Origin of the sequence: Parasaccharibacter sp. TMW2.1882 (assembly GCF_023337635.1) — a bacterium.
Classification (GTDB): Bacteria; Pseudomonadota; Alphaproteobacteria; order Acetobacterales; family Acetobacteraceae; genus Bombella; species Bombella apis.
This window is the reverse complement of sequence record NZ_NWUT01000001.1, coordinates 402,709-428,723: the sequence shown is the minus strand read 5'-3', so window position 1 is coordinate 428,723 and position 26,015 is coordinate 402,709. Positions and strand designations below refer to the sequence as shown.

General features: G+C 56.6%; 29 protein-coding genes and 3 tRNA genes. 18 read left to right on the top strand and 14 right to left on the bottom strand.

The window, feature by feature from the left end; genetic code table 11:
- Positions 1 to 48: 48 nt before the first annotated feature.
- From CO583_RS02080 to CO583_RS02070, 3 genes are all read right to left on the bottom strand, one after another.
- The gene (locus CO583_RS02080) at positions 49 to 1,494 is read right to left on the bottom strand and encodes an amino acid permease (protein WP_081563106.1); all 1,446 of its coding nucleotides are present in this window, start codon (positions 1,492 to 1,494) and stop codon (positions 49 to 51) included.
- 51 nt (positions 1,495 to 1,545) lie between these two features.
- The gene (locus tag CO583_RS02075) at positions 1,546 to 2,988 is read right to left on the bottom strand and encodes an APC family permease (RefSeq protein ID WP_043560304.1); all 1,443 of its coding nucleotides are present in this window, start codon (positions 2,986 to 2,988) and stop codon (positions 1,546 to 1,548) included.
- A 101-nt stretch (positions 2,989 to 3,089) separates the two neighbouring features.
- Positions 3,090 to 4,553, bottom strand: coding sequence for an APC family permease (locus tag CO583_RS02070; RefSeq protein ID WP_086431021.1), 1,464 nt, complete (start codon positions 4,551 to 4,553; stop codon positions 3,090 to 3,092).
- Between the two features lie 107 nt (positions 4,554 to 4,660).
- Between CO583_RS02070 and glyA the strand changes: the two genes are divergently transcribed.
- The gene (gene glyA / locus CO583_RS02065) at positions 4,661 to 5,956 is read left to right on the top strand and encodes a serine hydroxymethyltransferase (RefSeq protein ID WP_081563108.1); all 1,296 of its coding nucleotides are present in this window, start codon (positions 4,661 to 4,663) and stop codon (positions 5,954 to 5,956) included.
- 58 nt (positions 5,957 to 6,014) lie between these two features.
- Here the strand turns inward: glyA and CO583_RS02060 are convergent, their stop codons facing one another.
- Positions 6,015 to 7,172, bottom strand: a complete 1,158-nt coding sequence (locus CO583_RS02060) for a DEAD/DEAH box helicase (RefSeq protein ID WP_248630454.1) — start codon at positions 7,170 to 7,172, stop codon at positions 6,015 to 6,017.
- 68 nt (positions 7,173 to 7,240) lie between these two features.
- On the opposite strand from CO583_RS02060, the gene CO583_RS02055 reads away from it, so the two are divergent.
- From CO583_RS02055 to CO583_RS02035, 5 genes are all read left to right on the top strand, one after another.
- Positions 7,241 to 8,191 carry a mitochondrial fission ELM1 family protein gene (locus tag CO583_RS02055; protein ID WP_043560293.1) on the top strand — a complete coding sequence of 317 codons (951 nt, stop codon included), beginning with the start codon at positions 7,241 to 7,243 and terminating at the stop codon, positions 8,189 to 8,191.
- Positions 8,192 to 8,195: 4 nt separating this feature from the next.
- On the top strand, positions 8,196 to 10,085 hold the full coding sequence (locus tag CO583_RS02050; protein ID WP_248630455.1) for a hypothetical protein: 1,890 nt from the start codon (positions 8,196 to 8,198) through the stop codon (positions 10,083 to 10,085).
- Between the two features lie 89 nt (positions 10,086 to 10,174).
- Positions 10,175 to 10,249, top strand: a tRNA-Val gene (locus tag CO583_RS02045).
- 367 nt (positions 10,250 to 10,616) lie between these two features.
- Positions 10,617 to 10,991, top strand: a complete 375-nt coding sequence (locus tag CO583_RS02040) for a VOC family protein (RefSeq protein WP_081563466.1) — start codon at positions 10,617 to 10,619, stop codon at positions 10,989 to 10,991.
- A gap of 142 nt (positions 10,992 to 11,133) precedes the next feature.
- The gene (locus CO583_RS02035) at positions 11,134 to 11,490 is read left to right on the top strand and encodes a hypothetical protein (protein WP_043560268.1); all 357 of its coding nucleotides are present in this window, start codon (positions 11,134 to 11,136) and stop codon (positions 11,488 to 11,490) included.
- 29 nt (positions 11,491 to 11,519) lie between these two features.
- Here the strand turns inward: CO583_RS02035 and CO583_RS02030 are convergent, their stop codons facing one another.
- Positions 11,520 to 12,434: an N-formylglutamate amidohydrolase gene (locus tag CO583_RS02030; protein WP_086431016.1), complete on the bottom strand. Its 915-nt coding sequence runs from the start codon at positions 12,432 to 12,434 to the stop codon at positions 11,520 to 11,522.
- 14 nt (positions 12,435 to 12,448) lie between these two features.
- Here CO583_RS02030 and CO583_RS02025 point away from each other — a divergent pair.
- The 3 genes from CO583_RS02025 to CO583_RS02015 all read left to right on the top strand — a co-directional run bounded on the left by CO583_RS02025 (position 12,449) and on the right by CO583_RS02015 (position 14,661).
- Positions 12,449 to 12,523, top strand: a tRNA-Val gene (locus tag CO583_RS02025).
- Positions 12,524 to 12,671: 148 nt separating this feature from the next.
- Complete coding sequence (locus CO583_RS02020) at positions 12,672 to 13,052, top strand: VOC family protein (protein ID WP_081563114.1); 381 nt, start codon at positions 12,672 to 12,674, stop codon at positions 13,050 to 13,052.
- Positions 13,053 to 13,419: 367 nt separating this feature from the next.
- Positions 13,420 to 14,661 (top strand): Gfo/Idh/MocA family protein, encoded by a 1,242-nt coding sequence (locus tag CO583_RS02015; RefSeq protein WP_052349072.1) that lies wholly within the window; start codon positions 13,420 to 13,422, stop codon positions 14,659 to 14,661.
- Positions 14,662 to 14,732: 71 nt separating this feature from the next.
- Here the strand turns inward: CO583_RS02015 and ruvX are convergent, their stop codons facing one another.
- A complete protein-coding gene (gene ruvX / locus CO583_RS02010; RefSeq protein ID WP_043560262.1) occupies positions 14,733 to 15,197 on the bottom strand; it encodes a Holliday junction resolvase RuvX in 465 nt (154 codons plus the stop codon).
- Positions 15,198 to 15,268: 71 nt separating this feature from the next.
- Here ruvX and gatC point away from each other — a divergent pair, with 71 nt between their 5' ends.
- From gatC to CO583_RS01965, 9 genes are all read left to right on the top strand, one after another.
- Positions 15,269 to 15,556, top strand: a complete 288-nt coding sequence (gene gatC / locus CO583_RS02005; protein ID WP_043560260.1) for an Asp-tRNA(Asn)/Glu-tRNA(Gln) amidotransferase subunit GatC — start codon at positions 15,269 to 15,271, stop codon at positions 15,554 to 15,556.
- Positions 15,556 to 17,043, top strand: coding sequence for an Asp-tRNA(Asn)/Glu-tRNA(Gln) amidotransferase subunit GatA (gene gatA, locus CO583_RS02000; RefSeq protein WP_043560258.1), 1,488 nt, complete (start codon positions 15,556 to 15,558; stop codon positions 17,041 to 17,043). Before gatC ends, gatA begins: the two co-directional genes overlap by 1 nt.
- On the top strand, positions 17,040 to 18,500 hold the full coding sequence (gene gatB / locus CO583_RS01995; protein ID WP_043560255.1) for an Asp-tRNA(Asn)/Glu-tRNA(Gln) amidotransferase subunit GatB: 1,461 nt from the start codon (positions 17,040 to 17,042) through the stop codon (positions 18,498 to 18,500). Before gatA ends, gatB begins: the two co-directional genes overlap by 4 nt.
- A 93-nt stretch (positions 18,501 to 18,593) precedes the next feature.
- Positions 18,594 to 18,686, top strand: a tRNA-Ser gene (locus CO583_RS01990).
- A gap of 153 nt (positions 18,687 to 18,839) precedes the next feature.
- A complete protein-coding gene (locus CO583_RS01985) occupies positions 18,840 to 20,042 on the top strand; it encodes a phage integrase central domain-containing protein (RefSeq protein ID WP_249103103.1) in 1,203 nt (400 codons plus the stop codon).
- A gap of 154 nt (positions 20,043 to 20,196) precedes the next feature.
- On the top strand, positions 20,197 to 20,553 hold the full coding sequence (locus tag CO583_RS01980; RefSeq protein ID WP_249103101.1) for a hypothetical protein: 357 nt from the start codon (positions 20,197 to 20,199) through the stop codon (positions 20,551 to 20,553).
- Between the two features lie 63 nt (positions 20,554 to 20,616).
- Complete coding sequence (locus tag CO583_RS01975; protein WP_249103099.1) at positions 20,617 to 21,537, top strand: hypothetical protein; 921 nt, start codon at positions 20,617 to 20,619, stop codon at positions 21,535 to 21,537.
- A gap of 372 nt (positions 21,538 to 21,909) precedes the next feature.
- Entirely contained in the window at positions 21,910 to 22,389 is a 480-nt protein-coding gene (locus CO583_RS01970) for a hypothetical protein (protein ID WP_249103096.1), read from the top strand.
- 62 nt (positions 22,390 to 22,451) lie between these two features.
- A complete protein-coding gene (locus tag CO583_RS01965; RefSeq protein ID WP_249103094.1) occupies positions 22,452 to 22,832 on the top strand; it encodes a hypothetical protein in 381 nt (126 codons plus the stop codon).
- Between the two features lie 27 nt (positions 22,833 to 22,859).
- On the opposite strand, the gene CO583_RS01960 is transcribed toward CO583_RS01965, so the two are convergent.
- The 8 genes from CO583_RS01960 to CO583_RS01925 form a co-directional block, all read right to left on the bottom strand.
- The gene (locus tag CO583_RS01960; RefSeq protein ID WP_249103092.1) at positions 22,860 to 23,123 is read right to left on the bottom strand and encodes a hypothetical protein; all 264 of its coding nucleotides are present in this window, start codon (positions 23,121 to 23,123) and stop codon (positions 22,860 to 22,862) included.
- Positions 23,123 to 23,356: a hypothetical protein gene (locus CO583_RS01955; RefSeq protein WP_249103090.1), complete on the bottom strand. Its 234-nt coding sequence runs from the start codon at positions 23,354 to 23,356 to the stop codon at positions 23,123 to 23,125. Before CO583_RS01955 ends, CO583_RS01960 begins: the two co-directional genes overlap by 1 nt.
- Positions 23,357 to 23,420: 64 nt before the next feature.
- Complete coding sequence (locus CO583_RS01950; RefSeq protein ID WP_154981184.1) at positions 23,421 to 23,747, bottom strand: hypothetical protein; 327 nt, start codon at positions 23,745 to 23,747, stop codon at positions 23,421 to 23,423.
- Positions 23,748 to 23,777: 30 nt separating this feature from the next.
- Positions 23,778 to 23,990 carry a hypothetical protein gene (locus CO583_RS01945; protein WP_249103087.1) on the bottom strand — a complete coding sequence of 71 codons (213 nt, stop codon included), beginning with the start codon at positions 23,988 to 23,990 and terminating at the stop codon, positions 23,778 to 23,780.
- A gap of 103 nt (positions 23,991 to 24,093) precedes the next feature.
- A complete protein-coding gene (locus tag CO583_RS01940; RefSeq protein WP_249103085.1) occupies positions 24,094 to 24,363 on the bottom strand; it encodes a hypothetical protein in 270 nt (89 codons plus the stop codon).
- Positions 24,364 to 25,131 carry a hypothetical protein gene (locus CO583_RS01935; protein ID WP_249103083.1) on the bottom strand — a complete coding sequence of 256 codons (768 nt, stop codon included), beginning with the start codon at positions 25,129 to 25,131 and terminating at the stop codon, positions 24,364 to 24,366.
- Positions 25,128 to 25,556 carry a hypothetical protein gene (locus CO583_RS01930; protein ID WP_249103081.1) on the bottom strand — a complete coding sequence of 143 codons (429 nt, stop codon included), beginning with the start codon at positions 25,554 to 25,556 and terminating at the stop codon, positions 25,128 to 25,130. Before CO583_RS01930 ends, CO583_RS01935 begins: the two co-directional genes overlap by 4 nt.
- Complete coding sequence (locus tag CO583_RS01925; RefSeq protein WP_249103079.1) at positions 25,553 to 26,011, bottom strand: structural protein P5; 459 nt, start codon at positions 26,009 to 26,011, stop codon at positions 25,553 to 25,555. The genes CO583_RS01930 and CO583_RS01925 overlap by 4 nt, the downstream gene beginning before the upstream one ends.
- Positions 26,012 to 26,015: the final 4 nt, after the last annotated feature.

Here is a 26,015-nt window from a genome sequence, read left to right as displayed (position 1 = left end):
AAAAGCCACCCTCGCAGGAGGGTGGCTTCATGGAGGAGATGGTGGCTTTCAGTGGTGTGTATGTTTGAGGCGGCTGCGGTGCAGACCATAAACGGCGTAGATTCCAAGGCCGACCAAGAGCCAGAGGGCCAGCCTGATCCATGTCATGATGTCCATGGAAAGCATGACGGTTCCGCAGGACAGGATACCGAGGATGGGGACGAGGAATGGCCCCCCCGGTGTCTTGAAGCGACGCACTGCATTCGGTTGACGGAGGCGCAGGACCATTACACCGAAACAGACAATGATGAAGGCGAGCAGTGTCCCGATGGAGGTCATCTTGCCAAGGATGTCGATGGGCAGGCAGGCTGCCAGAATGCTCGCCACCACGGCTGTGATGATATGTGAGGACCACGGTGTCCGGCTGCGTCTGTTCAGGGTTTCGAAGAGGGAGGGAAGAAGGCCGTCTCTGGCCATGGAGAGACAGATGCGGCTTTGGCCCATGAGCAGCCCATAGATGACGGAGATATACCCCAAGGCTATGCCGAAGGTTATCAGGGCAGAGAACCAGGGGATATGCAGGCTGTGCAGGACCGTGGCGACCGGGTTGGGGTCATGCAGCATGGCCCGGTAATTGACGACACCGACAATCACGAAGGAAAAAATGGCGTAGATGACGGCGGCCAGCACCAGGCTGCCCAATACGCTCAGGGGGATGTTGCGCTGGGGGTTGTGGCTGTCCTGCGCCGCTGTGGAGACAATATCAAAACCGATATAGGCGAAGAAAATGAGCCCCGCAGCCCGCATCACGCCACTTGCGCCGAACTGTCCGAACTGCCCTGTATTGGCCGGAATGAAAGGGTGCAGGTTGGCAGCGCTGATGTGTGGCAGGCAGATGACCGTCACGCTTCCGATAATCAGCAGCTTGAGAGCCACGATGGCCATGTTGATCTTGCTGGAGCCCCTGGTGCCACACATCAGCAGGCAGGTGACGGCACAGATGATGAAGACGGCAGGAGCATTGAACCAGGCGCGGACGAACTGCCCGTCCGACGTCATGATGGAGGCACCGGTAGGGGCCAGCAGGCGGGGATCCAGCGAAATGCCGATTTCATGCATCAGGCTGGCAAAATAGCCTGACCAGCTGGCTGCTACCGTGGAAGCGTTTACCGTATATTCCAGGATAAGATCCCAGCCGATGATCCAGGCGATACCTTCCCCCATGGAGGTATAGGCGTAGGTGTAGGCGGACCCGGCCTCGGGAATCATTCCGGCGAGTTCGGCATAGCAGAGACCGGCAAAAGCGCAGGCAATGGCGGCGATCATGAAGGAAAGCGTCACGGCAGGGCCGGCATACTGCCCTGCGGCCACGCCCGTCATGGAGAACAGGCCAGCACCGACAGTGACACCAACACCCAGGGCAATCAGCTGCCACGGCCCCAGTACACGATGTAGCCCTGTTTCAGGGGCTGCCGCCTGGGATATTGGTTTGGTACGCCAGAAAGGCCGTCTCATGTACTTTGCTCCACGATGTTTCGGTGTCGTCCAGAACAGGAGGGCGGCCGTTCAGCCGTTCGTCCTGAGATGACTGTGCCGTATGCTATAAGCGAAATAGATGACAGCACCAATGACCAACCAGATAATTAGACGCATCCATGTGATCAGGCTCATGGAGAGCATGACACTGCCGCAGGAGATGATGCCCAGGCAGGGGATCAGAAGCGGCCCTCCGGGCAGGCGAAAGGTGCGGGGCGCATCGGGAGATGTGAAACGCAGGGCGATGACACCTGCGCAGACAATCACGAAGGCTGTCAGGGTTCCGATGGATGCCATGTTGGCCAGCACATTGATGGGCAGGCAGCAGGCCAGTACGCCACTGACTAGGAAGCTGAGCATGTGGCTGGGCACCGGCGTATGGCTTTTCGGGTGCATCCGGCGGAAGAAGGTGGGCAGCAGGCCATCCTGGGACATGCTCATCAGGATGCGGCTCTGGCCCATCAGCAGGCCATAGACGACAGACACATAGCCCAGACAGATGCCGCCTTTGATGAGCAGGCTGAGCCACGGGATGTTGACGACATCCATGACGGTAGCCACGGGGCTGGGGTCATGGGCGAAGTGGTGGTAGTCCACCACGCCAACCAGCACGGCCGATACGATGACATAGACGGTTGCACAGATGATCTGGCTGCCCAGGATGGCGAAGGGCATGGAACGCTGGGGGTTCTTTGTGTCCTGCGCCGCCGTGGAGACGATGTCGAACCCGATATAGGCGAGAAAGGCCATCCCGGCTGCCCGCATGACACCACTGAAGCCAAAATCCCCATAATGTCCTCCGTTGGGGGGGATGAAGGGATGAAAATGTGCCAGTTGGACATAGGGGATGCAGGCAACGGTCAGGCCGACCAGCACGCAGATTTTGATGCCCACGATGAGCGCATTCATCCAGGAGGATTCTTTCATGCCCCGTGTCAGCATGATGGTGACCAGCCAGAGGATGAACAGGCAGGGAGCATTGAACCACGCATGGGCCTTGTGGCCGTCGGGCAGTTCAACCAGCGTCATGGGCGGGTTCAGGAGCCGTGGATCGATGACAATGCCCCAATCCCGGAGAAAGGAGGTCATGTAGCCGGACCAGCTGGAGGCGACGGCCGCCGTGCTGACGGTATATTCAAGGATCAGGTCCCACCCGATGACCCAGGCAACGAATTCACCGAGGGCGGCATAGGCGTAGGAGTAGGCCGATCCGCCAGAGGGGATCATGCCTGCCAGTTCGGCATAGCAGAGACCGGCAAAGCTGGCGGCAACTGCAGCGATGAGGAAGGCGAGCGGAATGGCCGGGCCGGCATAAAGTCCTGCTGCCACACCTGTGAGAGAAAAAAGACCGGCCCCTATGGTTACACCCACTCCAATGGCGATGAGCTGCCACGTCCCGAAGATGCGCTTCAGTCCGGTGGATGGAGGAGTGGAAGAGGTGATGGCCTTTTTGCGCCACAGGGATGACATCATGGGGAAGAAGATCTCATGTCCGGTCGTTTCTGGTCTGCCCCGGATGCGGTATCCTTTGCGGGGAACCGCATCCGGGGTGATCTCTCTTCTATGGAAGAATATTATAAATTTCCACCCTGTTTTGTAGAATTATTGCGTAGTCTACTTTTCCTGATGCCATAAGCGAAATAGACGCAGAAGCCGACTGCCAGCCAGAGGATCAGACGCATCCATGTGAGCGGGCTCATGGATCCCATGACGATCCCGCAGGAAATGATCCCCAGCAGAGGCACGGCGAACGGCCCGCCCGGCACCTGGAAGCTGCGTGGTGCCTCCGGTGCCCGGAAGCGCAGGGCCGTCACGCCGGCACAGACGATGACGAAGGCGAGCAGGGTGCCGATGGAGGTCATCTCCCCCAACGTGGCGATGGGGACGCAGCCCGTCAGCACGGCGGCCGTTGCCGCAGTGATGATATGGGCCGTCCAGGGCGTGCTGGTGCCTTTGTGCAGTCTGGCAAGGAAGGGGGGCAGAAGGCCGTCATCGGCCATGTTCATGGCAATCCGGCTCTGCCCGATGAGCAGGCCGAACAGCACGGAGATGAAACCGAAGGTGATGCCGATTTTCACCAGCACGGCCATCCATGGCATATGAATCTTGTCCATGGCCGTGGCAACGGGGCTGGGGTCATGGGCGAGGGCACGATAGTCCACCACACCAAGAAGGATGGTGGAGAAAACGACATAGATGACAGCACAGGTCAGCAGGCTCCCCAGAATGCCGATCGGCATGTTGCGCTGGGGGTTCTTCGTGTCCTGTGCGGCGGTGGACACGATGTCGATGCCCACATAGGCAAAAAAGGCCATGCCAGCAGCCCGCATGATGCCGCTGATCCCGAATTCTCCGAATTTCCCCGTATTGGCCGGGATGAAGGGGTGGAAATTGCTGGTATCGACAAAAGGCGTGCAGACGATGATCAGGCCGACGATGACGAGAATCTTTACCAGCACGACCAGCGAGTTGAGACGGACGGAGAAGTTTGTGCCCCGCATCAGCATCAGGGTGATGATGAAGAGAAGCAACATTCCCGGTGCGTTGCACCACGCATGGGCGGTGTGACCATCCGGCATGACGACATCCGTCATTGGTGGTGCAAGCAGTCTCGGGTCAATGATGATGTTCCATCCCTTCAGCAGGGAGGCGATGTAGCCCGAAGCACTGGAGGCGACGGCCGCCGCCCCGACCGTATATTCCAGAATCAGGTCCCAGCCGATGATCCAGGCGACAATTTCACCCAGTCCGGCGTAGGCGTAGGCATAGGCGGACCCGCCGGAGGGCAGCATCCCGGCCAGCTCGGCATAGCAGAGCCCAGCGAAGCTGGCGGCGATGGCGGCGATGAGGAAAGAGATGATGACTGCCGGGCCGGCATTCTGTCCGGCAGCAACGCCTGTAAGGGAAAAGAGACCCGTGCCAACGGTGACGCCAACACCCATGGCGATGAGACGCCAGGGGCCGAACACCCTTTTCAGTCCACTGTTCTGACTTTCTGGAGGGGGGACTTGTTTGGTCTGCCAGAAGGGCAAGGTCATTGGTGGGTCTCTCGCATTTTTTAAACGTAATTAACCTGCGACGATAGACGCGCTTAGCTCTCGCGCCTATAGAAAGAAAAGAGTTTTTTTGCGGGAGATGGATGACAATGTCCAAAAGCACCAATCAGGCCGGTCTGCATTCTTTCTTTCATGCCCCCCTCAAGGAGAGGGATCATGAAGTCAGTGCGATCCTGAATGCCGAGCTTGAACGCCAGCAGGATGGCATCGAGCTGATCGCTTCTGAGAACATGGCGTCTTTCGCCGTAATGGAGGCTCAGGGGTCCGTCCTGACCAACAAATATGCCGAAGGTCTGCCGGGTCGCCGCTATTATGGTGGCTGCGTTGATGTGGACAAGGTCGAGAATCTTGCCATTGACCGTCTGAAGAAACTTTTCGGTGCTGAATTCGTCAATGTCCAGCCCCATTCCGGTGCCAATGCCAATCAGGCGGCCTTCATGGCACTGGCAAAGCCGGGTGACACCATCCTCGGCATGAGCCTTGCCGCCGGTGGCCACCTGACCCACGGTGCCGCTCCGAACTATTCCGGCAAATGGTTCAAGGCTGTGCAGTACGGCGTGCGTGGCGAGGACGGCCTGCTCGATTACGAGGAGATGGAGCGTCTGGCCCGTGAGCACAAACCCCGCATCATCGTGGCGGGCAGCTCGGCCTATCCCCGCGTGATCGACTTCCCCCGTTTCCGCAAGATTGCTGATGAGGTCGGTGCCTATCTGATGGTGGACATGGCCCATTTCGCCGGGCTTGTGGCGGCTGGCCTCTATCCCAGCCCGGTTCCTCACGCTGATATCACGACTTCCACGACACACAAGACGCTGCGTGGCCCCCGTGGCGGCATCATCATGACCAACGATGCGGAGATCGCCAAGAAGATCAACTCTGCGGTGTTCCCTGGTCTCCAGGGTGGCCCATTGATGCACGTCATCGCCGGTAAGGCTGTAGCTTTCGGTGAGGCCCTGCAGGGTGAGTTCAAGGAATATCAGCAGCGTGTGCAGGCAAATGCCCGTGCGCTGGCTGACGAGCTGCTGAAATGTGGGTTCGACATCGTGACGGGTGGTACGGATACTCATCTTGTGCTGGTGGACCTGCGCCCCAAGAAGGTGACCGGCAAGAAGGCCGAGGCCCTTATGGAACGTGCTGGCATCACCGCCAACAAGAATGCCGTGCCGTTCGATCCGGAAAAGCCGTTCGTCACCTCTGGCGTGCGTCTGGGCAGCCCGGCCGCCACGGCCCGTGGTTTCGGTGAGGCAGAGTTCCGTCAGGTGGCTCGCATGATTGATGCCGTGCTGAGCGCTGATGAGAATGATGACGCTACCTTCGAGCGTATCCGCAAGGATGTGAAGGAGCTGTGTGCTCGCTTCCCGATCTATGATCGTGCGTCTGCCTGATCATGTTCAGTTCAGCCGGGGGAGGGCGTGAAAGTCAGCCCCCGGCAGAAAGGCCGTTCTATAGCGTTTCCGTCGTGATGATGCGGATGCGGTACTGGATGTGCTTCTCAATATCCCGCAGGCGGGTCCGTTCTTCCAGCGTGGCGAACGTGACGGCCCGCCCCTGCTTTCCCGCACGGGCTGTCCGGCCGATGCGGTGAATGTAGAGTTCTGGCGTCTGGGGCAGGTCCATGTTCACGACGAGTTGGATGTCGTCAATATCAAGTCCGCGGGCGGCAATGTCCGTTGTCACGAGGATGGACCCGGTCTGATTCTGGTAGCGGTCCAGAGTCTTTTTGCGGTCTCCCTGCGTCTGCCCGCCATGCAGGGCAATGGCCCTGTATCCGGTTTTTCTCAGGAGTTTTGCGACGGAATCGGCTTTCTGCTTCGTCTTCGTGAAGATGATGCTTCGACCCGTTCCGTCTTTGGCTTGTGCTCCTGACCGTTCCAGAAGTGTCAGGAGCAGGGAGTCTTTCTGCGCCTCGGTGATGAACAGGGCCTGCTGGCGGATGCGCCGTGGCGTGACCTCTTCCTCGCCGGGTTCCACCCGCACGGGGTCTTTCGTAACCTGTTTTGCCAGTGCCATGACAGGTTCCGGCAGCGTGGCGGAACAGAAGATGGTCTGGGGCCGGTCGGCGATATAGGGCACGAGAGCCGTCATGCTGGCGGAGAATTCTTCATCCAGAAGACGGTCAGCCTCATCCAGCACCAGATAGATGATGTGTTCCAGCGACAGTTCGCCTTTCTCCACGAAGTCCAGAAGGCGGCCATGTGTGGCGACGATGATGTCGGCTCCCTGTTCCAGTGAGCGTGCCTGCTGGTCACGGGGCACGCCGCCACAGATGACCCGCGTGCGGAGGGGAAGTTGACGGCCCAGCTGACGGCAGACCCCGGCTGTCTGCATGGCGAGGTCACGGGTTGGCTCTAGGATCAGGACCCGTGGAATGGACCCGGCAGTTCCGTCCTGCTTGAGGCTGGCCAGTTTCTGGAGGGCGGGCAGGACGAAAGCTGCCGTCTTGCCCGTGCCGGTCTGGCCGGGCAGGAGAACGTCACGCCCCGCCAGAAGGGGGGGGATGCCCTGCTGCTGTATGGGGGTTGGTCTGGCCATGCCTGCTTTCCAGGCGGCCTGTGCCAGCTCGTCTGAAAGGCCGAGGTCTGTAAAATCTGTTTGTGTCATGAATGCTGTTCTTGCCAGAAGAGGGATGTCGATGTGATGCACGGGACCATACCCGCAGGAGATCAGGAATGCATGCAGCCATCATAGCTGAAGATTTCGCCGGAATGAGATCCCAGGGGCGAGGGCTGGCAGAGCGGACGGGTTTTTCGTGGGAGTTCCATCCTGTCATCACCAACAGGGGAAGGCTGGTCTCACGTCTGTCCGTCCGTTTCTGGCCGCATTCTCTGGGTCTTTTTGCCCCATTCAGCCTTTCTTCTGCAACCCGTCTCATCATCAGCGTGGGTGGAAAGGGCGGCGTGGCCGGGGCGGCTCTCGGAAAACGGTACGGTCTGCCAGTAGTGCAGATACAGCACCCACGAGTGAAACTCTCTCCCTTTGCTCTTGTCGTGGCCAGTCAGCATGACCGGCTTGAGGGGCCGAATGTGCTTTCAGTCCGTACAGCCATGCATGATGTTACACCGGCCCGTCTGGAAGAAGCTGGCAAGCTGTGGAAGGATCGTATCCGGGCAGGGGCAGAAAAGGTGTTGGGGGTGCTTCTGGGTGGCTCCAATGGGCGGTACAGGTTGGAAGAGGCCGAAGCTGCGGTCCTGTCGGAGAAGCTGGCCGGTTTCATGCAGGTAACTGGTGTTCGCTGCGTGCTGACACCATCCAGACGGACATCACGGCAGGCTTTGGAGGTGCTGCGGGAGCGCCTGATGCCTCTGGGGGGTGTCGTGATGGAAGGAAAAGGGAATGAGAATCCTTATATGGGACTGCTGGCCTGCGCTGATGCTCTGGCTGTGACGCAGGACAGTGTATCCATGATCTCCGAAGCAGTGGCGACGGATCGCCCTGTCTGTATTCTGCCATTGAAGGGTCGGTCCTCAAGGCTTGAGAGGTTCGTCGAGATACTTGAAAAAGAGGGACGTGTGCAGTCTTCTTTAAGAAACGTTTCGTTTTCTCCTTGTAAAAGACTTGACGATACTTCTCTGGCAGCAGAAGAAATACATCGCCGTATTCAGTTCAATCAGGAAGGATGACCCAATGCTGGATATCAAGACATTTGGCCCGCAGGGGGGGAACGTCCTTTATAAGGCTTTGTCTCACCCTCTGGTTGTAGAGGGAATGAAAGAGCTGGAGCAGACGCTTCAGCACTGCTCTCTTGCCGTTTATGACCCGGAGGGGTACCTGCCGACAGTATGCGGGCTGTATCCTGCTCTTCAGCCTTCCGTCATCCTGACGCATGATAGCGAGCAGGTCGGGCAGCCTGATGGATTTGGCGGGCAGAAAAAGGCTGTCGTCCACATTGCCGAGATTGATGCGGATGCGGTCCTGGCCCTGTCTTTTGATGATGCCAGGATGCGGTTCCGTCTTGGGGGATTTCTCGGAGGGAAGCCTCTTCATACTCTGGGGGATGCGCGGTTGCCGGATAAATTTCTGCCTTACCGGCGGCCTTATCTGGACAAATGCAATTTTGCGACCAATTTTGCCTTTTTCCGGGAGACTGAACAGTTCAGCACCAGGCTGGTTACGGCGAATTATTGGTCGAATTATGGTGCAGAAACGATCCGCTATTGGTTGCGGCTCTTTGATGTTACTGGTCACGTTCTGGCTGAATGGTTTGAGGAGGTGGAAGAGGCTGATGCGGGTGTAGTGATTGACAGCCGCACGGTGAAGAAACAGTTTGGCCTGCCAGATTTTGTTGGACAGCTTTTCATTCATGTCATCGGGGCGAAAGGCCATGATGTCGTGAAATATGCGCTGGACAGCTTTGGCCGGAATGGTGATCCCAGCCTGTCTGTTACCCATGATGCCAATGCCTGGCCTTCCATGCGCTTTGCCACATTGCCAGCTCCAGACGACGAGGAGACGGTCCGCCTCTGGATACAGAACAGTCATGGCACGGCCATTCCGTCAGGGGCGATCACGCTGAACCCGATGGGCGAGGAAGAGCATCGTGCGGTAAGGCAGGTTATCGGACCTTATGAGACGGTCGCTGTTGATGTGGGAGCGTTGTTTCCTGATCTGGAATGGCCAGCCCAGCTTGAACTTCGTTCCGGGCAGCATCTGGTGCGGCCCCGCTACGAGGTTGTGCAGAGGGGCCGGACCCGTATTGCCCATATGAATGTTGAGCGTGCCGACCTGCTGCCGGACCCGGCAATCCGCACGATGTCCCCGTTGCTTGGGCGTGGTTTCGTTCTGCCTTTTCCGGTGCCGGACCCGGCCATCTATACGAGTTTCGTCCAGCCGACCCCCATGTCGGAAGCTCTGGAGAGCCTGCCGATGAGGCTGGATCTGTTTGATGAAGCAGGCCAGAGCTGTGGGAGCCATTTTCTGGGTAATCTGCCCCGGAATCATCAGGGAGCCGTGGCCCTGCATGAACTGATGAATCAGCCCGGTCATGCGGAGCTGGTCTATGATTTCCGTGATGGGGGGGAGGGAGATGGCTGGCCTCATGCGCTGATGCGTTATCGCCATATCGGGACAGATCATGCCGCCGAAACCAGTTTTGGCGGACATATTTTCAACACCATGATGACCTGGCGGAATGAGCCGCAGTCTTATGCAGGTCCACCGCCGGGCCTGACCACCCGGCTGTTCCTGAAGCTGGGGCAGAAGCTTGATGGTGTTACCCTGAAAAGCTTCTGCCATCTGATCTATCCCACGTCCCTGCGGGATGGGCGTCAGCCTTCCAGGACCTGTCTGCATCTTCACGCTGCCAATGGAGCTGAAGTGGCGCAGGAGACCATCAGTATTCAGCCTTCCGGTTCCTGGCTTCTGAAGCCTCATGAGCTTTTTGATGCGGAGCTGTTACAGAAGGCAGGAGAGGGGGGGTATGTTCTCATACGGGACCTGACCTGCCGTCTGTTCGGGTATCATGGGCTGGAGAATGGCGTTGGGAGTTTCTCTCTGGATCACATGTTTGGTTTTTGAGAGGGTTATTGAAATAATCTGTACCGTTCTCCCTTATTGCTCTTGCAAGCGCCGGGGGAGAGCGGTATAAGGCGCTCATCCAAAGAGACGGATGCGTAGCTCAGCGGTAGAGCACTGCCTTCACACGGCAGGGGTCACAGGTTCAATCCCTGTCGCATCCACCATGGCTTTCCTGAAAAAATGTCGTTTTTCGCTTTTGCAGTTGTTTTGCTGCCTTATTGTTTTTAATTGACGGTGACTTTGTGTCGTCATTTTTAAAATGACAGCTTTTGGTTGAACTGACCGGATTTCGTTTTGTCGGTATTGTTCTTGCCCAATTCCACGAGATAAAATTTATCACATTTTATTTTTGTCCATTCCTGTTTGCAGAATGATGAAAAATGCACGGAACGTTCTTTGTCGTGATGCGATGGTATACGCTTGGAAGATAGGGTGATCATGCGTAGCCTGTATCTGAGGGATTGAACTGTCCTGTTGTGGTCCCCACTTTCAAAGATGGTTGGATGTCTGCAAGTGGATGGAGGGGTTATGCTGTATACGCACGTTGTCATCGGGACGAATGATCTGCCACGGGCCAAGGCTTTCTACGATGCCCTTTTCAACGTTCTTGGAGGGCAGGCCCTTGGGGAACTAATGGGTAAGCTGCTTTACGAGAAGGATGGTCAGATGTTCATGGTTGGGCGCCCCATTGATGGGCAGCCTGCCACAGCTGCGAATGGCTTTACCCTTGGTTTTGCCCTTTCGAGCGTGGAGGCGGTGGAGGCTTGGCACAGGGCTGGTGTTGAGCATGGTGGAACCGCAATAGAAGACGCACCTGGCGTGCGGACCATCGGAGGCAGGAAATATTTCATGGCCTATCTCCGGGACCCCGATGGCAATAAGCTTTGTGCCCGTCACGATATGTGAACGTGGGATAATTGCAGGGGGGGCGGGAATTACTGCGAGTCCCGTGGGTATGATTGATTGGATCATACGAGGCTCCTGTGTATGTGAGGTTTTTTCTTTTCCTTCAGTGTGTTCTGATGAAGGAAAACAGGAGGAGATAGCCATGTCTTTATCATCCAGGCTGGCCCGTATGTTTCTGCTGGGAGGAATGGCCATTGGGGCCTGTACTTCTTCCATAGGGTTCGCTGCTTCGGGAAATACCACGGCTCAGCAGGGAGGGCTGAAGCAGATAACGGCGCCGTTTTCTGGTTCTGTGAGTCCTGCAGGAGCGGTGGAGGACAACAGTACGGGGAAGATCATCGGAGAAGTTGATCGGACCGGTGTCGTGTATGACAATACGGGCACGGTGGTAGGGTCGATCGATTCGAAGGGAATCGTACGGAATGCCAAGGGGGTGGCTGTGGCTCAGGTTGCACAGAACAACCGTCTTGCCGGGATAGCGTTTCTTCTGGGCAGGTAAGTCCTGTTCTCTGATTTGCCCTGCCCGGTTTATGGGGCAGGGTGAGTCCGTGCCATTTCGGATAGAATGTCCGTGATGTCTTTCTGTACTTTTTCAAAATGGCGGTTGGGTTGTAACGTCTGCAAGTTCAGGTAGCAGGCACGGTTGATTTCCACCTGCAGGGTCTGCCGATTTTCTTCCATCTGGCCGTATCTGCCCGTTATGTAGCCGCCCGAGTAGGGTGTGTTTCGCTGGACATGGTATCCTTTCTCGAGAAAAAGGTGCTCTACTAGGCTGATAAGTCTGTCGGAGCAGGTTTTCCCATGCCTGTTCCCTAGGACGACATCACAGGGGCGGGACTGTGCCAGTGGTGGCATGGAATGGATGTCCAGCAGGATGGAAGCGCCAAACTGTGCGTGCAGTGTTTTCTGCGTCTGCTGGAGCGCTGTATGGTATGGCTCCCAATATTGTGAAAGGCGATGTCCCGCCTCTTCGAGAGGCAGGCAATAGCGGTAGATGCTCTTGCCTGGCGATGTGCAGCGGGGAATGACACCATAACCTGCGCTGACTTTCGTGCTGAGGATGAGGTCCTTCTCAATGAGAGGAGGAGAAAACATGGTGGCATCCAGTTCTCTCCAGTCCCGGTTTACATCGCAGAAACTGCGAGGAAACAGGGCCTGCACGAGGCTCAGGCCATTCTCAGGGGCATATCGAAGGAGCTGATCGGTAAATCGGTCCTCCATGCGTTCCAGCTCTGTCATGGGCAGGACGGCCATTTCCAGGAAATGCTGGGGGTAATTGCGCCCTGAATGTGGAGAGGAAAGCAGGAAGGGTGTCCGCTTCCGGCAGGAAGGAAGATGGATCCCGACAGTGGAAGACGGGCGGGCAGTGTTGGTGCATGGAAGTTTCTGATTTTTTTTCACAATAAAGGCTTGCCACAATCCATAGGCTGAGGTAAACACCATTTCACACCAGACGGGGGCGCATAGCTCAGCGGTAGAGCACTACCTTGACATGGTAGGGGTCACAGGTTCAATCCCTGTTGCGCCCACCACCCCTCTGGTGATTAACTCCCTGAAAATATGCTTGAAGTGCAGGTGGCTGTATAGCCATCTTTTTTCTATTCTAGCGAAAATTTCACTTAGCCTGTAGATTTTCTGGTACGCGCAGAGAATGTGTATTGGTGTGGAAAGGAAGAGACCATGTTCCTGAGTCATATTGTTGTGGGATCGAACGATCTGGAAAAGGCCAAGGCGTTCTATGATGCCCTGTTCGGTGTCATGGGAGCTGATTTCTGCCCGCAGGATAATCCGGACAGGATCGTGTACCAGAAGGATGGGCAGATATTCATCATCACACGTCCGATCAACGGGGAGGCTGCTACGGCTGCCAATGGCGGTACGGTTGGTCTCGGCCTGTCGTCTCCCGAGGATGTACGCAGGTGGCATGAAGCTGGCATCAGGGCAGGGGGAACAGCTGTTGAAAATCCGCCAGGTGAGCGTGTGGTGATGGGCATGAAGCTTTATCTGGCCTATCTTCGTGACCCGGACGGAAACAAGCTCTGTGCGTTTCATAAAATGTAACGGGTAATTCAGACCGGATTATTCGGTTTTTGTGAAATGGCCGCATCTCCTGGAACGGGGGATGCGGCCATTTTTGTTCATGCCATGATAAAAATGCAGCCCATCCATACAGTTGCCATGATGAAACTGGACTACGCCTTATCTGATTTTAACTTATTGTAAAATAAGAATTTTATTTTTAAGATAAATTTTATTTATTGCCTTTCTTGCCTTCAAAAATAATTCCTTTCCCAAGGTTAATTGCAATTACCCCGTCTGGAGTCTTAACTTCGGGGAAACGAAGCGGGAAGCAATGGAATTTTCCGTTCGTCACCAGCCTTTGTAATCGTGCGGGGCTGCTTACTTGAGTGAAAAGGATGTATTCATAATGAGCTCTCACTCACCACATAAACCAGTAAATGCAGGTCGTCGGCATGTTCTTGGAGCACTCGGTGCTTCTATTCTGGCTGGCGGCGCTGGCAAGGCTGTGGCCCAGTCTCTCGGTTTCCCCGCACCGCCTGCCGGGCTGGGCAAACGCCCGTATCCGAATCTGCTTCGCCCGATGAATGATGGTCCCCGCAAATTTGGCTATGCCATCGTGGGTCTTGGCAAATATGCCGTCAATCAGATCCTGCCGGCTTTTGCCGAGTGTGAATATGCCAAGGTGACGGCGCTGGTCAGCGGCGACATCAACAAGGCCCGTCGTCTGGGCAAGCATTACGGGATCGAGGAATCGCACCTCTACACCTACGACAATTTTGACAAGATTGCGCAGGACCCGGAGGTTGACGCCGTTTACATCATCCTGCCCAACTCCCTGCATGCCGACTTCACGGAGCGTTCTTTCCGTGCCGGCAAGCATGTGCTGTGTGAGAAGCCGATGGCCGTCACGGTCGAAGAGTGTCAGCGCATGATTGCTGCCGGCAAGAAGGCTGGCAAGAAGCTCATGATTGGCTATCGCTGCCACTTTGACCCCGTTACGCACAAGGCTATCGAGCTGGCCCGTACCAGCATTGGCAAGCCGCAGATCATTACCACGGATAACGGTGACAATACCGACCCGACGGATCCGACCTACCAGTGGCGTCTGACCCGCTCCCTGTCTGGTGGTGGTGCGCTGATGGATCTGGGCATCTATGGCGTCAACGGTTCACGCTACATGCTGAATGAAGATCCAATCGAGGTCCAGGCCACCATCATGCCGCCGTCTGACCCGATGTTCCGTGAGATCGACGAGACCATCGTCTGGATCATGAAGTACCGTTCCGGTGCCGTGGCACATGGCAGCGCCTCCTTCAACGTGAATGCCATGTCCCGCTTCAACCTTCAGGGGACGGACGCCTCCCTGCGGATGGACCCGGCCACGAGTTACTGGTGCAACAGTGTCAGCCACTGCACCACTGGTGACACGCATACATGGTCCACCCCGATGTTCACCATCCCGGCCCTGAACCAGTTCTCTGCACAGCTGGATCATCTGGCCATCAGCGTTGCCAACAATACGCCGCTGGCAGCCACGGGTGAGGAAGGGATGCAGGATGTCCGTCTGATTCAGGCCATGTATCAGTCTGCCCATTCTGGCAGCCGCCCGGTTTCCACCGATTGGGGTGATTGGCGCAAGACCATCTGATCATTTCGATTGGATGTCATGCAGGAGGGGAGGCCGCATTTATGCGGCCTCTCTTTTTTGTATCGGCAGGATCAGGCCGCAGTGGCGTCCAGCCAGCCCTGGAGCATGTAAGCGGCGGCCATCTTGTCCACGACCTCGCCACGCCTCTTGCGGGTCATGTCGGCTTCCTGAACGAGGAAGCGGTTTACGGCACTGGATGAAAGCCGCTCATCCCACAGGCAGGCAGGCAGGCCCAGCCGCTCACTAAGGTCATTGGCCCAGTCACTGGCGGCACGTGCCGCCGGGCCAAAGCTGCCATCCAGTGAAAGTGGAAGGCCGACCACAATCCCGCCAATTTCATGTTTACGACAGAGGGTCTGAAACTGGGGAACCATCTGCTTCATTTTACCACGGGCCAGCACGGTCAGGGGGGAGGCCAGCATGAGAGCAGTGTCGGAGAGCGCCACGCCAATCTGTTTGCTGCCGGGGTCCAGCCCCAAGATGGAATGTGCTGCAGGGAGCTGATTACGCAGGTCATGTGGATTGAATAGTGTCATGGCAAAGGGGTATGATCGCTTCCATGGCCGTAATAGGCTGATGTGATTGATGTCTGAAAGCAGGATTATACATGTCGCTTGATGCGAAAACAGTGGCAAAAATGGCCAGGCTGGCAAGGGTTGGCCTCTCGGAAGAGCAGGTTCATACCTATCAGAAAGAGATGCAGGGGATCATTGGCTGGGTTGACCAGCTCAATGAGGTTGATGTGACCGACGTTCCACCGATGATTGGAACTGGTTTGGCCCAGCCACGTCTGCGGGACGATCAGGTGACAGATGGCAACTGTCGGGACAAGGTGCTCTCCAACGCACCGGACCGTGAAGGCCCCTTCTATACCGTGCCGAAGGTGGTGGAATGATGAGCAGCATTTTTGATCATACTCTTGCTTCTGCCCGTGAGGCTCTCCGGTCCCGCAAGATTTCTGCCGTCGAGCTGGTCGATGCCCATATTGATGCCATTGAACGTCTTGATGGTGGGCTGAACAGCTTCATCACCCGCACGCCCGAGCAGGCCCGTCTGGCCGCCAAAGAAGCGGATGCCCTTCTGGCGAAGGGAGAAGGTGGAAGCCTCTGTGGCCTGCCCATCGGGATCAAGGACCTTTTTGCAACTGAAGGCGTTCGTACGACGGCTGCCAGCAAGATTCTGGGTAATTTTGTGCCGCCTTACGAAAGCACAGTGACAGCGAACCTGAAGCGTGATGGGGCCATTTCGCTGGGCAAACTGAATCTTGATGAATTCGCCATGGGCTCCACGAACCTGACCTCTGCTTTTGGTGGTGTGGAAAATCCGTGGAAGCGTCGTGATTCCGATGCAAAGCTTGTGCCGGGTGGCTCTTCTGGCGGGTCCGCTGCTGCTGTGGCGGCAGGGCTTGTTCTGGGAGCGACCGGGACAGATACGGGCGGTTCCATCCGTCAGCCTGCGGCTTTCTGCGGTATTACGGGAATCAAGCCGACCTATGGCCGCTGCTCCCGGTTTGGGACGATCGCCTTTGCCAGCTCTCTGGATCAGGCGGGGCCGATGGCCCGTACCCTTCAGGACTGTGCCATTCTTCTTGAATCCATGGCAGGGTTCGACCCCAAGGATTCCACCAGCGTGAACAGGCCCGTCCCACATTATGAGGCGGCTCTTGGACGTGGCGTGAAGGGGCTGAAGGTCGGTATTCCAAAGGAATATCGCATCGATGGTCTGCCTGCCGAGATTGAAGCCATCTGGCAGCAGGGGATCAACTGGTTGAAAGAGGCTGGCGCCGAAGTGGTGGACATTTCCCTGCCGCATACGAAGTATGGTCTGCCAGCCTATTACATTGCTGCTCTGGCAGAGGCATCCTCCAACCTCGCCCGGTATGATGGTGTCCGCTTTGGGGAGCGTGTCAGCGGTGCGTCTCTGGATGCACTTTATGAAGCCACCCGTGCTGCCGGATTTGGGGATGAGGTGAAGCGCCGTATCCTGCTGGGCACCTATGTGCTGTCTTCTGGCTATTACGATGCTTACTATCTTCGTGCCCAGAAGGTTCGTACGCTGCTCCAGCGTGACTTCCTGAAGGCGTATGAAACGGTTGATGTCATCCTAGCACCAACGGCTCCTTCCGGGGCTTTTGCCTGGGATGAAAAGCCGACTGATCCGGTTCAGGTCTATCTGAATGACGTCTTTACGGTGCCGGCCAGCATGGCAGGCGTGCCGGCCCTGTCCGTTCCGGCCGGGCTGGATGGCCGTGGCGTGCCGCTCGGGCTCCAGCTGATCGGCCGTTTCTTTGATGAAGAAACGCTGCTGGCCGCCGGCTCCGTTCTGGAGCGGGCCGCTTCCTTTACCCATCGTCCCACCATTCATGCAGGGGTGTCAGCATGAGCGCATATCGTATCACGGGTGAAACTGGCGAATGGGAAGTCATTGTCGGGCTGGAGGTCCATGCCCAGATTGTCAGCCAGTCCAAGCTGTTCTCCGGTGCCTCTGCGGAATATGGCGGGGAGCCCAACACGCACGTCAGCTTGGTTGATGCCGGTTTTCCCGGCATGTTGCCTGTCCTGAACCGTGAGTGTGTGGCACAGGCCGTACGGACGGGCCTTGGGTTGCGGGCACAGATCAATCTTTTCAGCCGCTTTGACCGGAAGAACTATTTCTACGCTGATCTTCCGACGGGCTATCAGATCAGTCAGTTCGAGCATCCGATCGTTGGTAAGGGCACGGTCGAGATCGAACTTTCTGATGGTGAGATCCGCCATATTGGCGTGACCCGCATGCATATGGAACAGGATGCAGGCAAGTCCATTCACGATCAGGACCCGACACGCTCTTTCATCGATCTGAACCGTGCGGGTGTTGCTCTCATGGAGATCGTGAGTGAGCCGGATATCCGCTCTCCGGAAGAGGCTGGGGCTTACCTCCGCAAGCTGCGTCAGATTCTCCGTTATCTGGGGACGTGTGACGGCAACATGGAGGAAGGCTCCATGCGTGCGGATGTGAACGTTTCCGTCCGCCGTGAGGGGGAAGAAGGGTATCGCACGCGCTGCGAGATCAAGAACGTCAATTCCGTGCGTTTTGTCATGCAGGCGATCGAGGTCGAGGCGCAGCGGCAGGTGGACATCTGGGAGTCTGGTGGAGAGATCGATCAGGAGACCCGTCTTTTCGACCATGTGAAGAGCGAGACACGGTCTCTGCGGACGAAGGAAGATGCGCATGATTACCGCTACTTCCCGGAGCCGGATCTTCTTCCGCTGGTCATCGAGCAGTCCTGGGTTGATGAGCTGAAGGCTGCCTTGCCGGAACTTCCAGAGGACAAGCGTGCCCGTCTGGAAAAAGAATATGGCGTGTCCCGCTATGAGTCTGGCGTGCTGACGGCGGAGCAGTCCGTTGCCGATTTTTACGAGACGGTTGCCCGTGGGGCTGATGCCCGTCTGGCCACGAACTGGATTCTGGGTGACTTCTTCGCCGCATTGAACCGTACGGGGCGCAGCATCGAGGATAGTCCTGTTTCTGCCGAGGCCCTGCGTGAGCTTCTGTCCCTGATCAGTGATTCCACCATCAACGGGAAGATTGCCAAGGAAGTCTTCGAGGACATGGTGGAGACGGGGGAGAAGCCCTCTGTCATCGTGGATCGCAAGGGCCTGCGGCAGGTGACCGACACGGGAGCCATTGAGGCAGCCATCAGTGATATTCTGGCAGCCAATGCGGACAAGGTTGAGGAGTACAGGAGCGGTAAGGACAAGCTCTTCGGCTTCTTCGTCGGACAGACGATGAAGGCGATGAAAGGGAAGGCAAATCCTGCCATGGTGAACGAGCTGTTGAAGAAGCTTCTTGCCTCCTGAAAAATATAAAAAAGAGTGTTGTAGGGGGTTTACGTCAACGTCATTTCCCCCTACAAACACTCCTGCAAACGCCGTGTGAAAACCGTTTACAGCGGAGGGGTGGCCGAGAGGCTGAAGGCGGCGGTTTGCTAAACCGTTATACGGGTAACTCCCGTATCGTGGGTTCGAATCCCATCCCCTCCGCCACGGTTCCATGCCATATAGCGACACCACACGACAAAAGCCGCAGAAAACAGCCAAAAATGAACGCCACAATGCGCCACATCGTGACATGTAGCGACATTTAACGACATAAAAATGCGGGTATTTTTGTGGGTAACGGTCGGCTATAGTGGGTAAATGCTGACCGACATTGCTGTAAAACGTCTGAAACCCCAAGAGAAACCCTACAGAAAGGCCGACTCAGGCGGCTTGGCTATCAGGGTCTTACCCAATGGGTCGAAACTCTGGCAGTTCCGATACAGGGTAGGCGGGAAAGAGAATACCTTATCAATCGGGCCATATCCAGAAGTTTCTCTGGCACAGGCACGGGCCGCCCGTGATAAGGCAAAGGCTGAGCTTAGGGCCAATCGTGACCCGAACATTACCAGAAAGCAGGAAAAGGCCGCCGCCGCTGGGGTAAAGAACCGCCTCCATAGCGTCGGGGAAGACTGGTTAAAGGCAAATATGGGGCGGTGGACGCCAAAACATGGTGGTCAAGTGCGCTCCACTCTGGAGCAGTTTGTGTGGCCGAAGCTGGGGAATGTCCCTGTAGCAGAGATTACCCCGCCCATGATTCTGGCTGTTGTCAGGGATATTGAGAAACGGGCCGCCATCGAGACCAGTAGAAGAGTGCTGCAACGTATCAGTGCCGTATTCATCCATGCTGTTGCTCATGGTCTGACGGACAGCAACCCGGCGGCAAATCTCAAGAGTGTTCTAGCCCCAGTCGTACACCAGAGACGACCTGCCATTACGGAACTGCCGGGGCTGTATCAGTTATTCGCAGATGTGGAGAGCATGCCCGCCAGGCCGACAACTCTGCTAGCCCTGCGCTTTCTGGCTCTTACAGGTGTGAGGCCGGGGGAGGTGTGTGGTGCCCTCTGGAGCGAGATTACCGGCGATATCTGGAATATCCCGGCCCAGCGCATGAAGATGAAGCGGGCGCATGTGGTGCCGTTATCACGGCAGGCCTTGGAGGTTCTGGAGGTATTGAGAGAGCTGACAGGGAACGCCCCGTATCTGTTCCCTTCGCAACACAACGTGAATAGGCCCCTGTCAGGGAACGCCCTGGGCTATTGCCTCAATAGGGCGGGCTATCAGGGTGTTCACTGCCCACACGGGTTCAGGTCGTCCCTCTCCACAATAATGAACACCCGCCGCCCACAGGACGGGGCTTTCATTGAGCTGATTCTTGCCCACGAGAAAAACGATAAAATAGCCGCCGCCTATAATAGGGCGCAGCACGTAGAGGAACGCCGCGCCATCCTACAGGAGTGGGCAGACCTAATCTGTGAGGGAATAGGCCGTCCCAGCTACCTGTTAGAGGTGAGGGCGAGGTGATGGTGAGGCGATTCGAGTGCCACGAAACGGCGGTTCCTCAGGGTGGGTTGATTTTTTTCTGTAAAAACAAAAAACCTCTTGCGCTCTGTATACTATCGGTATACAACAGAATCACACCACAGGGAATGATCCCTAGGTGAATAGGAGATGAAACATGACACAATTTATCCTGATGCGCCGCCTGCCCGAAAACGTCGCAAACGATATTCGCAGCAACAGTGTGGGCGATTTCACCAATCGTCCTCAAGAATGGCTGAACGCTCCTGCAACGGGTACTGGACTTATCGAGATACTGGAAGAGGTCGAAAAGCGCACAAGGGCCACAGCAGAGGGCAATAACGACCGCTGGCATGGTGAACTCACTGAGTATTTTGTGGCGTGCGAGGGGAAAGAAATCCTCAACCCAGACGATCTGAATTCTCTTCTCGATCTGTACGTTGAATTGCGTGGGACGCAGGATGAGGATTTCGTGATTGATTATTTCACCAAGAGGGCCGCCGACCTCCACTAACGAGATTCATGGACGCTGGGACTTCCCGGCGTCCACACAAAACAGACGAACGAGAGAAATACGATGAGCAGTAAAAACAATCTGATGAGCCGCCCCCCATTGCGTTCCCGTGAGATCGCCACGGCCTATAGCGGATGGGAGACTGGCGAGCTGAAGCGCCGTTTTTTTGATAATCTGGTTATAAAGGTTGGCGGAATAAAAGGCGTTCCTTATGGAATCTACGTTTATATCTGCTATAAAGACACGCCGCTGGAAGAAGACCAGTTCGCTGATGTGCCGTTTTTCGAGAAGAGCGACGATGGGAATCTGATTGTAACCGGATTCCGGGCCAAGAGCGTGCCTATCAGGGAAGACACGCCGCCGCAGTCCGGAATACCCATCCGCACGCATTTCTCCAGGGAGATAAACGATTTTATCCCTGAGAAAAAAATTGACCGCCTGATCTCGATATTGCGTAGGGAGTGGGGCAGCGATATCCCAGTCAAAAATAACACTCGATATGCGGCGATCAGGTATCGGGATCGTGACGAAAGGGCAGAGAATAACAGGATAATTTTTTCCTCACTTCTCCAGTCAACCGGGTTATCCCTGAAATCAGCGTCACAGCTGTTCCAAATCAGGGAGGACAGTTTGCGGAAATTTCTCGATGGGAAGGCGCCTGTCCCCGATGCGCTGGTTGAGCGAGGCGAACGTCTCGAAAGCGAGATTCAGTATTACGTTAATACGATATCAGAAAAAATAAGAAAAGAGAAAGGAGATGAAATTGACATTGCAATATCTGAAACTGATTACGGACACGCAATTTCAGTGGCGTACGGTATAGATGCCCCGTGTGAATTTTCTATAAATGGCAAGAAGATAAGGGAAACCAATAAATGTGACGGCGGAGACTGGTCAATACCTATTTTCAGATGCATTATTGGGAGAATAATCGGGATGACGAACAAAAAATTAAATATAAAGGAAGTACCATGGAGTCCGTAAAAATAAAATTTCTTCTTGCCGCCACTGGCCTGTCATCTAGGCAGGCCGGGGAATTGCTAGGCTTCAGTCAGATCACCGTTAAATTATGGTGCTCGGGGGATAGGGTAGTGCCCTCCGGCGTGATCGATTCTCTGCGTGATTATTACGATAGAATGAGAGACTGGGCGGCTGAACAGAGTTGGCCCGTTCCTGATGTGGCGACTGATTCGGAGGCTAGAGAGCACGGTTTTATGGGGGTCAGTTCCTACAGAATTGCGGCCTCTATGGTTTTTTTGGATTATTTTTAAAAAACCTCTTGCGCTCTGTATACTATCGGTATACAACAGAATCACACCACAGGGGATAGGCCCCTAGGTGAATAGGAGAAAAACAATGAACGCCATCTACGCAACAGCTACGCAGTCCCTCACAACGATCAGCGGATTTATCTCTGATTTCTGCTCTGCTCCCAAGACAGAGGCCAACAAGCGGGCCCAAGCTTTCCTCAAAGCGATGGATGACGAGGTTCGTGACCGCTTCCTGGCTCTTACACAGGCCGTCAGGAACGTTATTTCAGCCCACGAAACCCTCGCAATGGCAGCCGCCTATCTCAATGACAGAAATGATGAGCAGATTGGTGATGGCCTGCCTTTCGCACTGGCCGAGACGCTGACGGCGCTGGTCAGCGGGTATAACAACGGTGAGGCGCTGGGCGGACTCGAGGGCGGCAATTCATGGCGGGACGGCATCAGCCTTCTGAATAAATATGCGCCATCCCTAATGTCCGGCCTCAATCTCAACGAGAATAGCGAATTGAAGGCAGCATTTTGGGGCTGCCTCGATGGGAAAATTGAGATCAAGAAGGTTAAGTAAGGGAAGCCCCGGTCGCCGGGGCTACCATAAAACAGTTGATTGAGAGAAATAGGAGGCCAGTAATGTACATTCTTGATACGTCGTTCAACGAAGATATTTTTGTTAAGACTTTTGCAACCGAACGAGAGGCAGCCGAATACGCCCTCGAGATGTTGGGGTCGGATTATGCTGACAGATTTTGGATTGATGACGATGGGCACCTTAGGCAGGATGATGGTATGCGAGATTTTAACGTAAATATTTATAGCTCAATTCTTGGATTAGTTTATGCAAATATTGGTCAACACCCTGGCGTATTGGGGACTATTTTGCGTAAATTGGGGGAGGATTTAGAAGCAAATGCTGAGCGTATGGAGGAGGATCGAGAGGAGATTGAGCCTAATGAAGAAGCCTGGTTGGAGCTAATGCGCCATTATAAAAGTCGGATTTATTATAAAAAATAATGAGTCGATGAAAGTAATGACCGGTGGCTACCCACCGGTCTTCTTTGTATGCAGCGCCCTGCACTCTGCCCGCTCATTCCCGTAGTCTGTCAGGAACACGGGAACCTCCCGCAGATCAGGATGAGCCCGTAGCTCTGCGGCCAGAACCGCCTGTTCCTGCGGGCTGTACTGTACCAGAGGCGGACAGATGAGCCGGACTGGGGTAGGGGTGCAGCCTCCCAGCATGGCGGCCACGAACGCCGCCAAGAGCGCTGCCCCTGCCAGATAAAGAACTGTGCTCTGCTCCCGCATCAGAACTCTCCCTTGTCGAGCGTCCCCAGCAGCTCATTGTTGCTGCGGATGCCGTTCGTGCGGGCATTGAGGGCACGCTGGGAGGCAGCGGCTTCCTCATTGGCCGTGGCGGCGCCCTGCCGCTCGGACCGTACACGGGCAGCGTTACGCCCGGCCCGGTTCGCATACCAGATCAGGGTGAGAATGAAGGCGATGACGGTCATGGTGAGGCCGCCGACGAAATAGGGGCTCATGGCTTCCTCCATTTTGCGGGGTGATCGGCAATGATGGGCCAGGGACTCCCCGGCCCTTTTTGTTTCAGCCGATCCCTCCGGTGCTGGAAGAAGAGGGGGCCACTGTGGGGATGGGTGCGCCCTTCTTGCGGACGGCGGCCAGAACATCCTCAATGCCCTGCTCAATCTGCTGGGCGCCCTGTTCGACCTGTGACAGGCCCGAAATCAGGCCCTGTGCGTCCAGATGGTCAGCCAGAAGCGGCTCAAGGATGCTGCCCACGGCAGAGAGGGCGGACGTGGCGGCATGGATGCGGGCACGGGTAGCGGCGCTTTCATGGTCGCCCAGGGCGTTGGTGATGAGGGTCTCAATGCCGCCGAATACGGTGGACAGGGTAGCGTTTGTGTCAGTCATGGTGATTTCCTTTGTTTGTGAGGTGTCCAGTCAACCGGCCTTGTTCTGGCCCGGTCGGACATGGTTGGCGGCCCAACCGATGTTGAGGGCCAAAGCAGAGATGATGCGGTAGGGCAGCACCCACCGGGAGCCGGACGCTGGCGGCCGGACAAACACGGTCACCAGATTGCAGGCCACGATGGCCGATGCGGCATAGGGCCACCATGCAGCGGGGAGGGTGTCGAGGAAGGCATCAAGGTCCATTTCTGTCTCCAGACATGAAAAAACCGCCCGGAGGCGGCCATGAATACGAAACAGGGAGATGCGAGTTTCGTATAAAGGGGGAAAAGGCTGAAAAGGTTTCGTCTCAGTCTTCGATGCGGGCCGGGAGCTTCGGCCAGTGGCCATAGATGCGCTGGCTGGCTGCCAGCTCTTTCAGAGCCTCTAGGTAGGCCCTTGTCTGCGGGCCGCCTCGGTTCTGGAGATCCACCAGCACCAGAACCGGATATTTCCGCATTTCGTTCTGCGCATCCGTACTGATCTGGCGCTGCCCGGTCGTGTAGACCTGATCGGTGTCGGTCGGGTCGCCCAGGTTGATGAAATCGCCGTTTCCGGCATTGACAATCTGATCTGCCATTTACTGCCCTTTCAAAAAACCGATGATGAGAAATGTCATGAACTCGGTTGTCCAGCCCGGCCAACCGCCGGGATGGCGGTAGGTGAGGCCTGTTTTCGTGACGGAAACCCAGCCCGGAGATCCCCCGGCGCTTCCGTCATAAGGGGTGATCCCTGATCCGCTCTGGAAATCAGAGGCGTTCAGGTCGGCCCCCTGCACCCGGACGTATGGAACGTCCAGAAACTCGATGCCGTCAGGGAAGGTGAGGCTGCCTTGATTCCCTGCCCCCCCACCAGAACGGACCGTCATGAACAGGACTGTCGGATCTTTCTTTTTGAAACCCGTCCCGTCATCGTAATATCCGATCACATTGCTGGCCGTGGTGCCGCCTGATGGTACTCCTGCTCCCCCGCCAGAGGGAAAGGCCGCCACCGTCTTCTCAACCGCTCCAACCCGGTTGCTGAGGGCCGCATCCGCATCAGAGCGGGTCTGCGCCTCCGCTTTCAGGGCGTCCTGCGATGCCAGACCGGAGATCCGCTGCAAAAGCGCATCATCGGCATCCTGACGCTCGCTCTTCTCAGACGATACCGCCTGTGTCACGGCTGCAGTCGTGGCGTAGGCAGACAGGTCTGGCTGCTGATGGTTGCCCATGAACGCCCCGGCCTGAAACAGGCCTACAGATCCATTCTGGAGGCCCATCACCCTGTCATCCTGACTGGGTGCCTGGAGGGCCGGGAGATCCGTCACGCTGACACGGCCGCCCTCTGTCGTGACTGTCTGGCTGCTCATAGCGTGAGTATCCTCCCGTCTGGCAGGGTAAGATTGGGGGGGTGCACTGCACCCCCATCGGGCGGGGTCAGGCTGGACCGCACGCCATCCACGGAGCCGCCATCATCCAGAACCGTGACCTGCACGGTGCGGACGTACCGGCGGCCCATGCTGGTCTCCAGTGTCAGGGTGACGGCCTGCTGCCCCGCCGTGCCGCCCTGTAGCCCGACCGTTGCCATGTCAGGGGACAGAGCGGACCAGAGGAGGGTCAGGCCGGTGCTCTCCGGCACGTCCACGGTCAGACGGATGACTGTTTCGCCCTGGTCGCAGCAGAAGGGGGCCAGATAGAGGCTGTAATCTAGCGCATCGCCCCGGCTTTTGGCGGGCCACCCCTGGATTGTGGCCATTTGCGCCGGATAGAGCGACCGGGTGGCGCAGGGCGTCACGATGCCCTCGCTGTGCCCTGTGACGGGGCCGGGGGCAATGTGGCGGCAACCTGCTCGACCAGCGCCCCATAAGGGTTCTGGCCATTTTCAAAGCGGATGATCGCCCGCATCAGACCAGCAATCAGGCCGGGTGTCGGAAGGCCGAGCGTCGCATCAGGCTCGACCCCCAGAACGTGCGCCACGCCCCGGATATAAGCCGCCGTGTTGTTTTCGGATGGTGGTGCCCACTTGCTGATGATGCCCGTTACCGTGTCGATGCCATCCCGTACCATGTAACGGCAGAGCTGGTCACGCAGGGCGCCCAGACCCGCTTCTGGCGTGGGGAAGCGGGCGAAGCGGGGCGTGATGCCCGGGCCAGCAGGTTCCAGAACGGCGCCGGGCTGATGGGCGAAGTTGAGGTTGCCCGGATTGTTGTTGCGGATGCCACGGGGTGGCCTGGTGGGTGTCTGGGGCATGGTC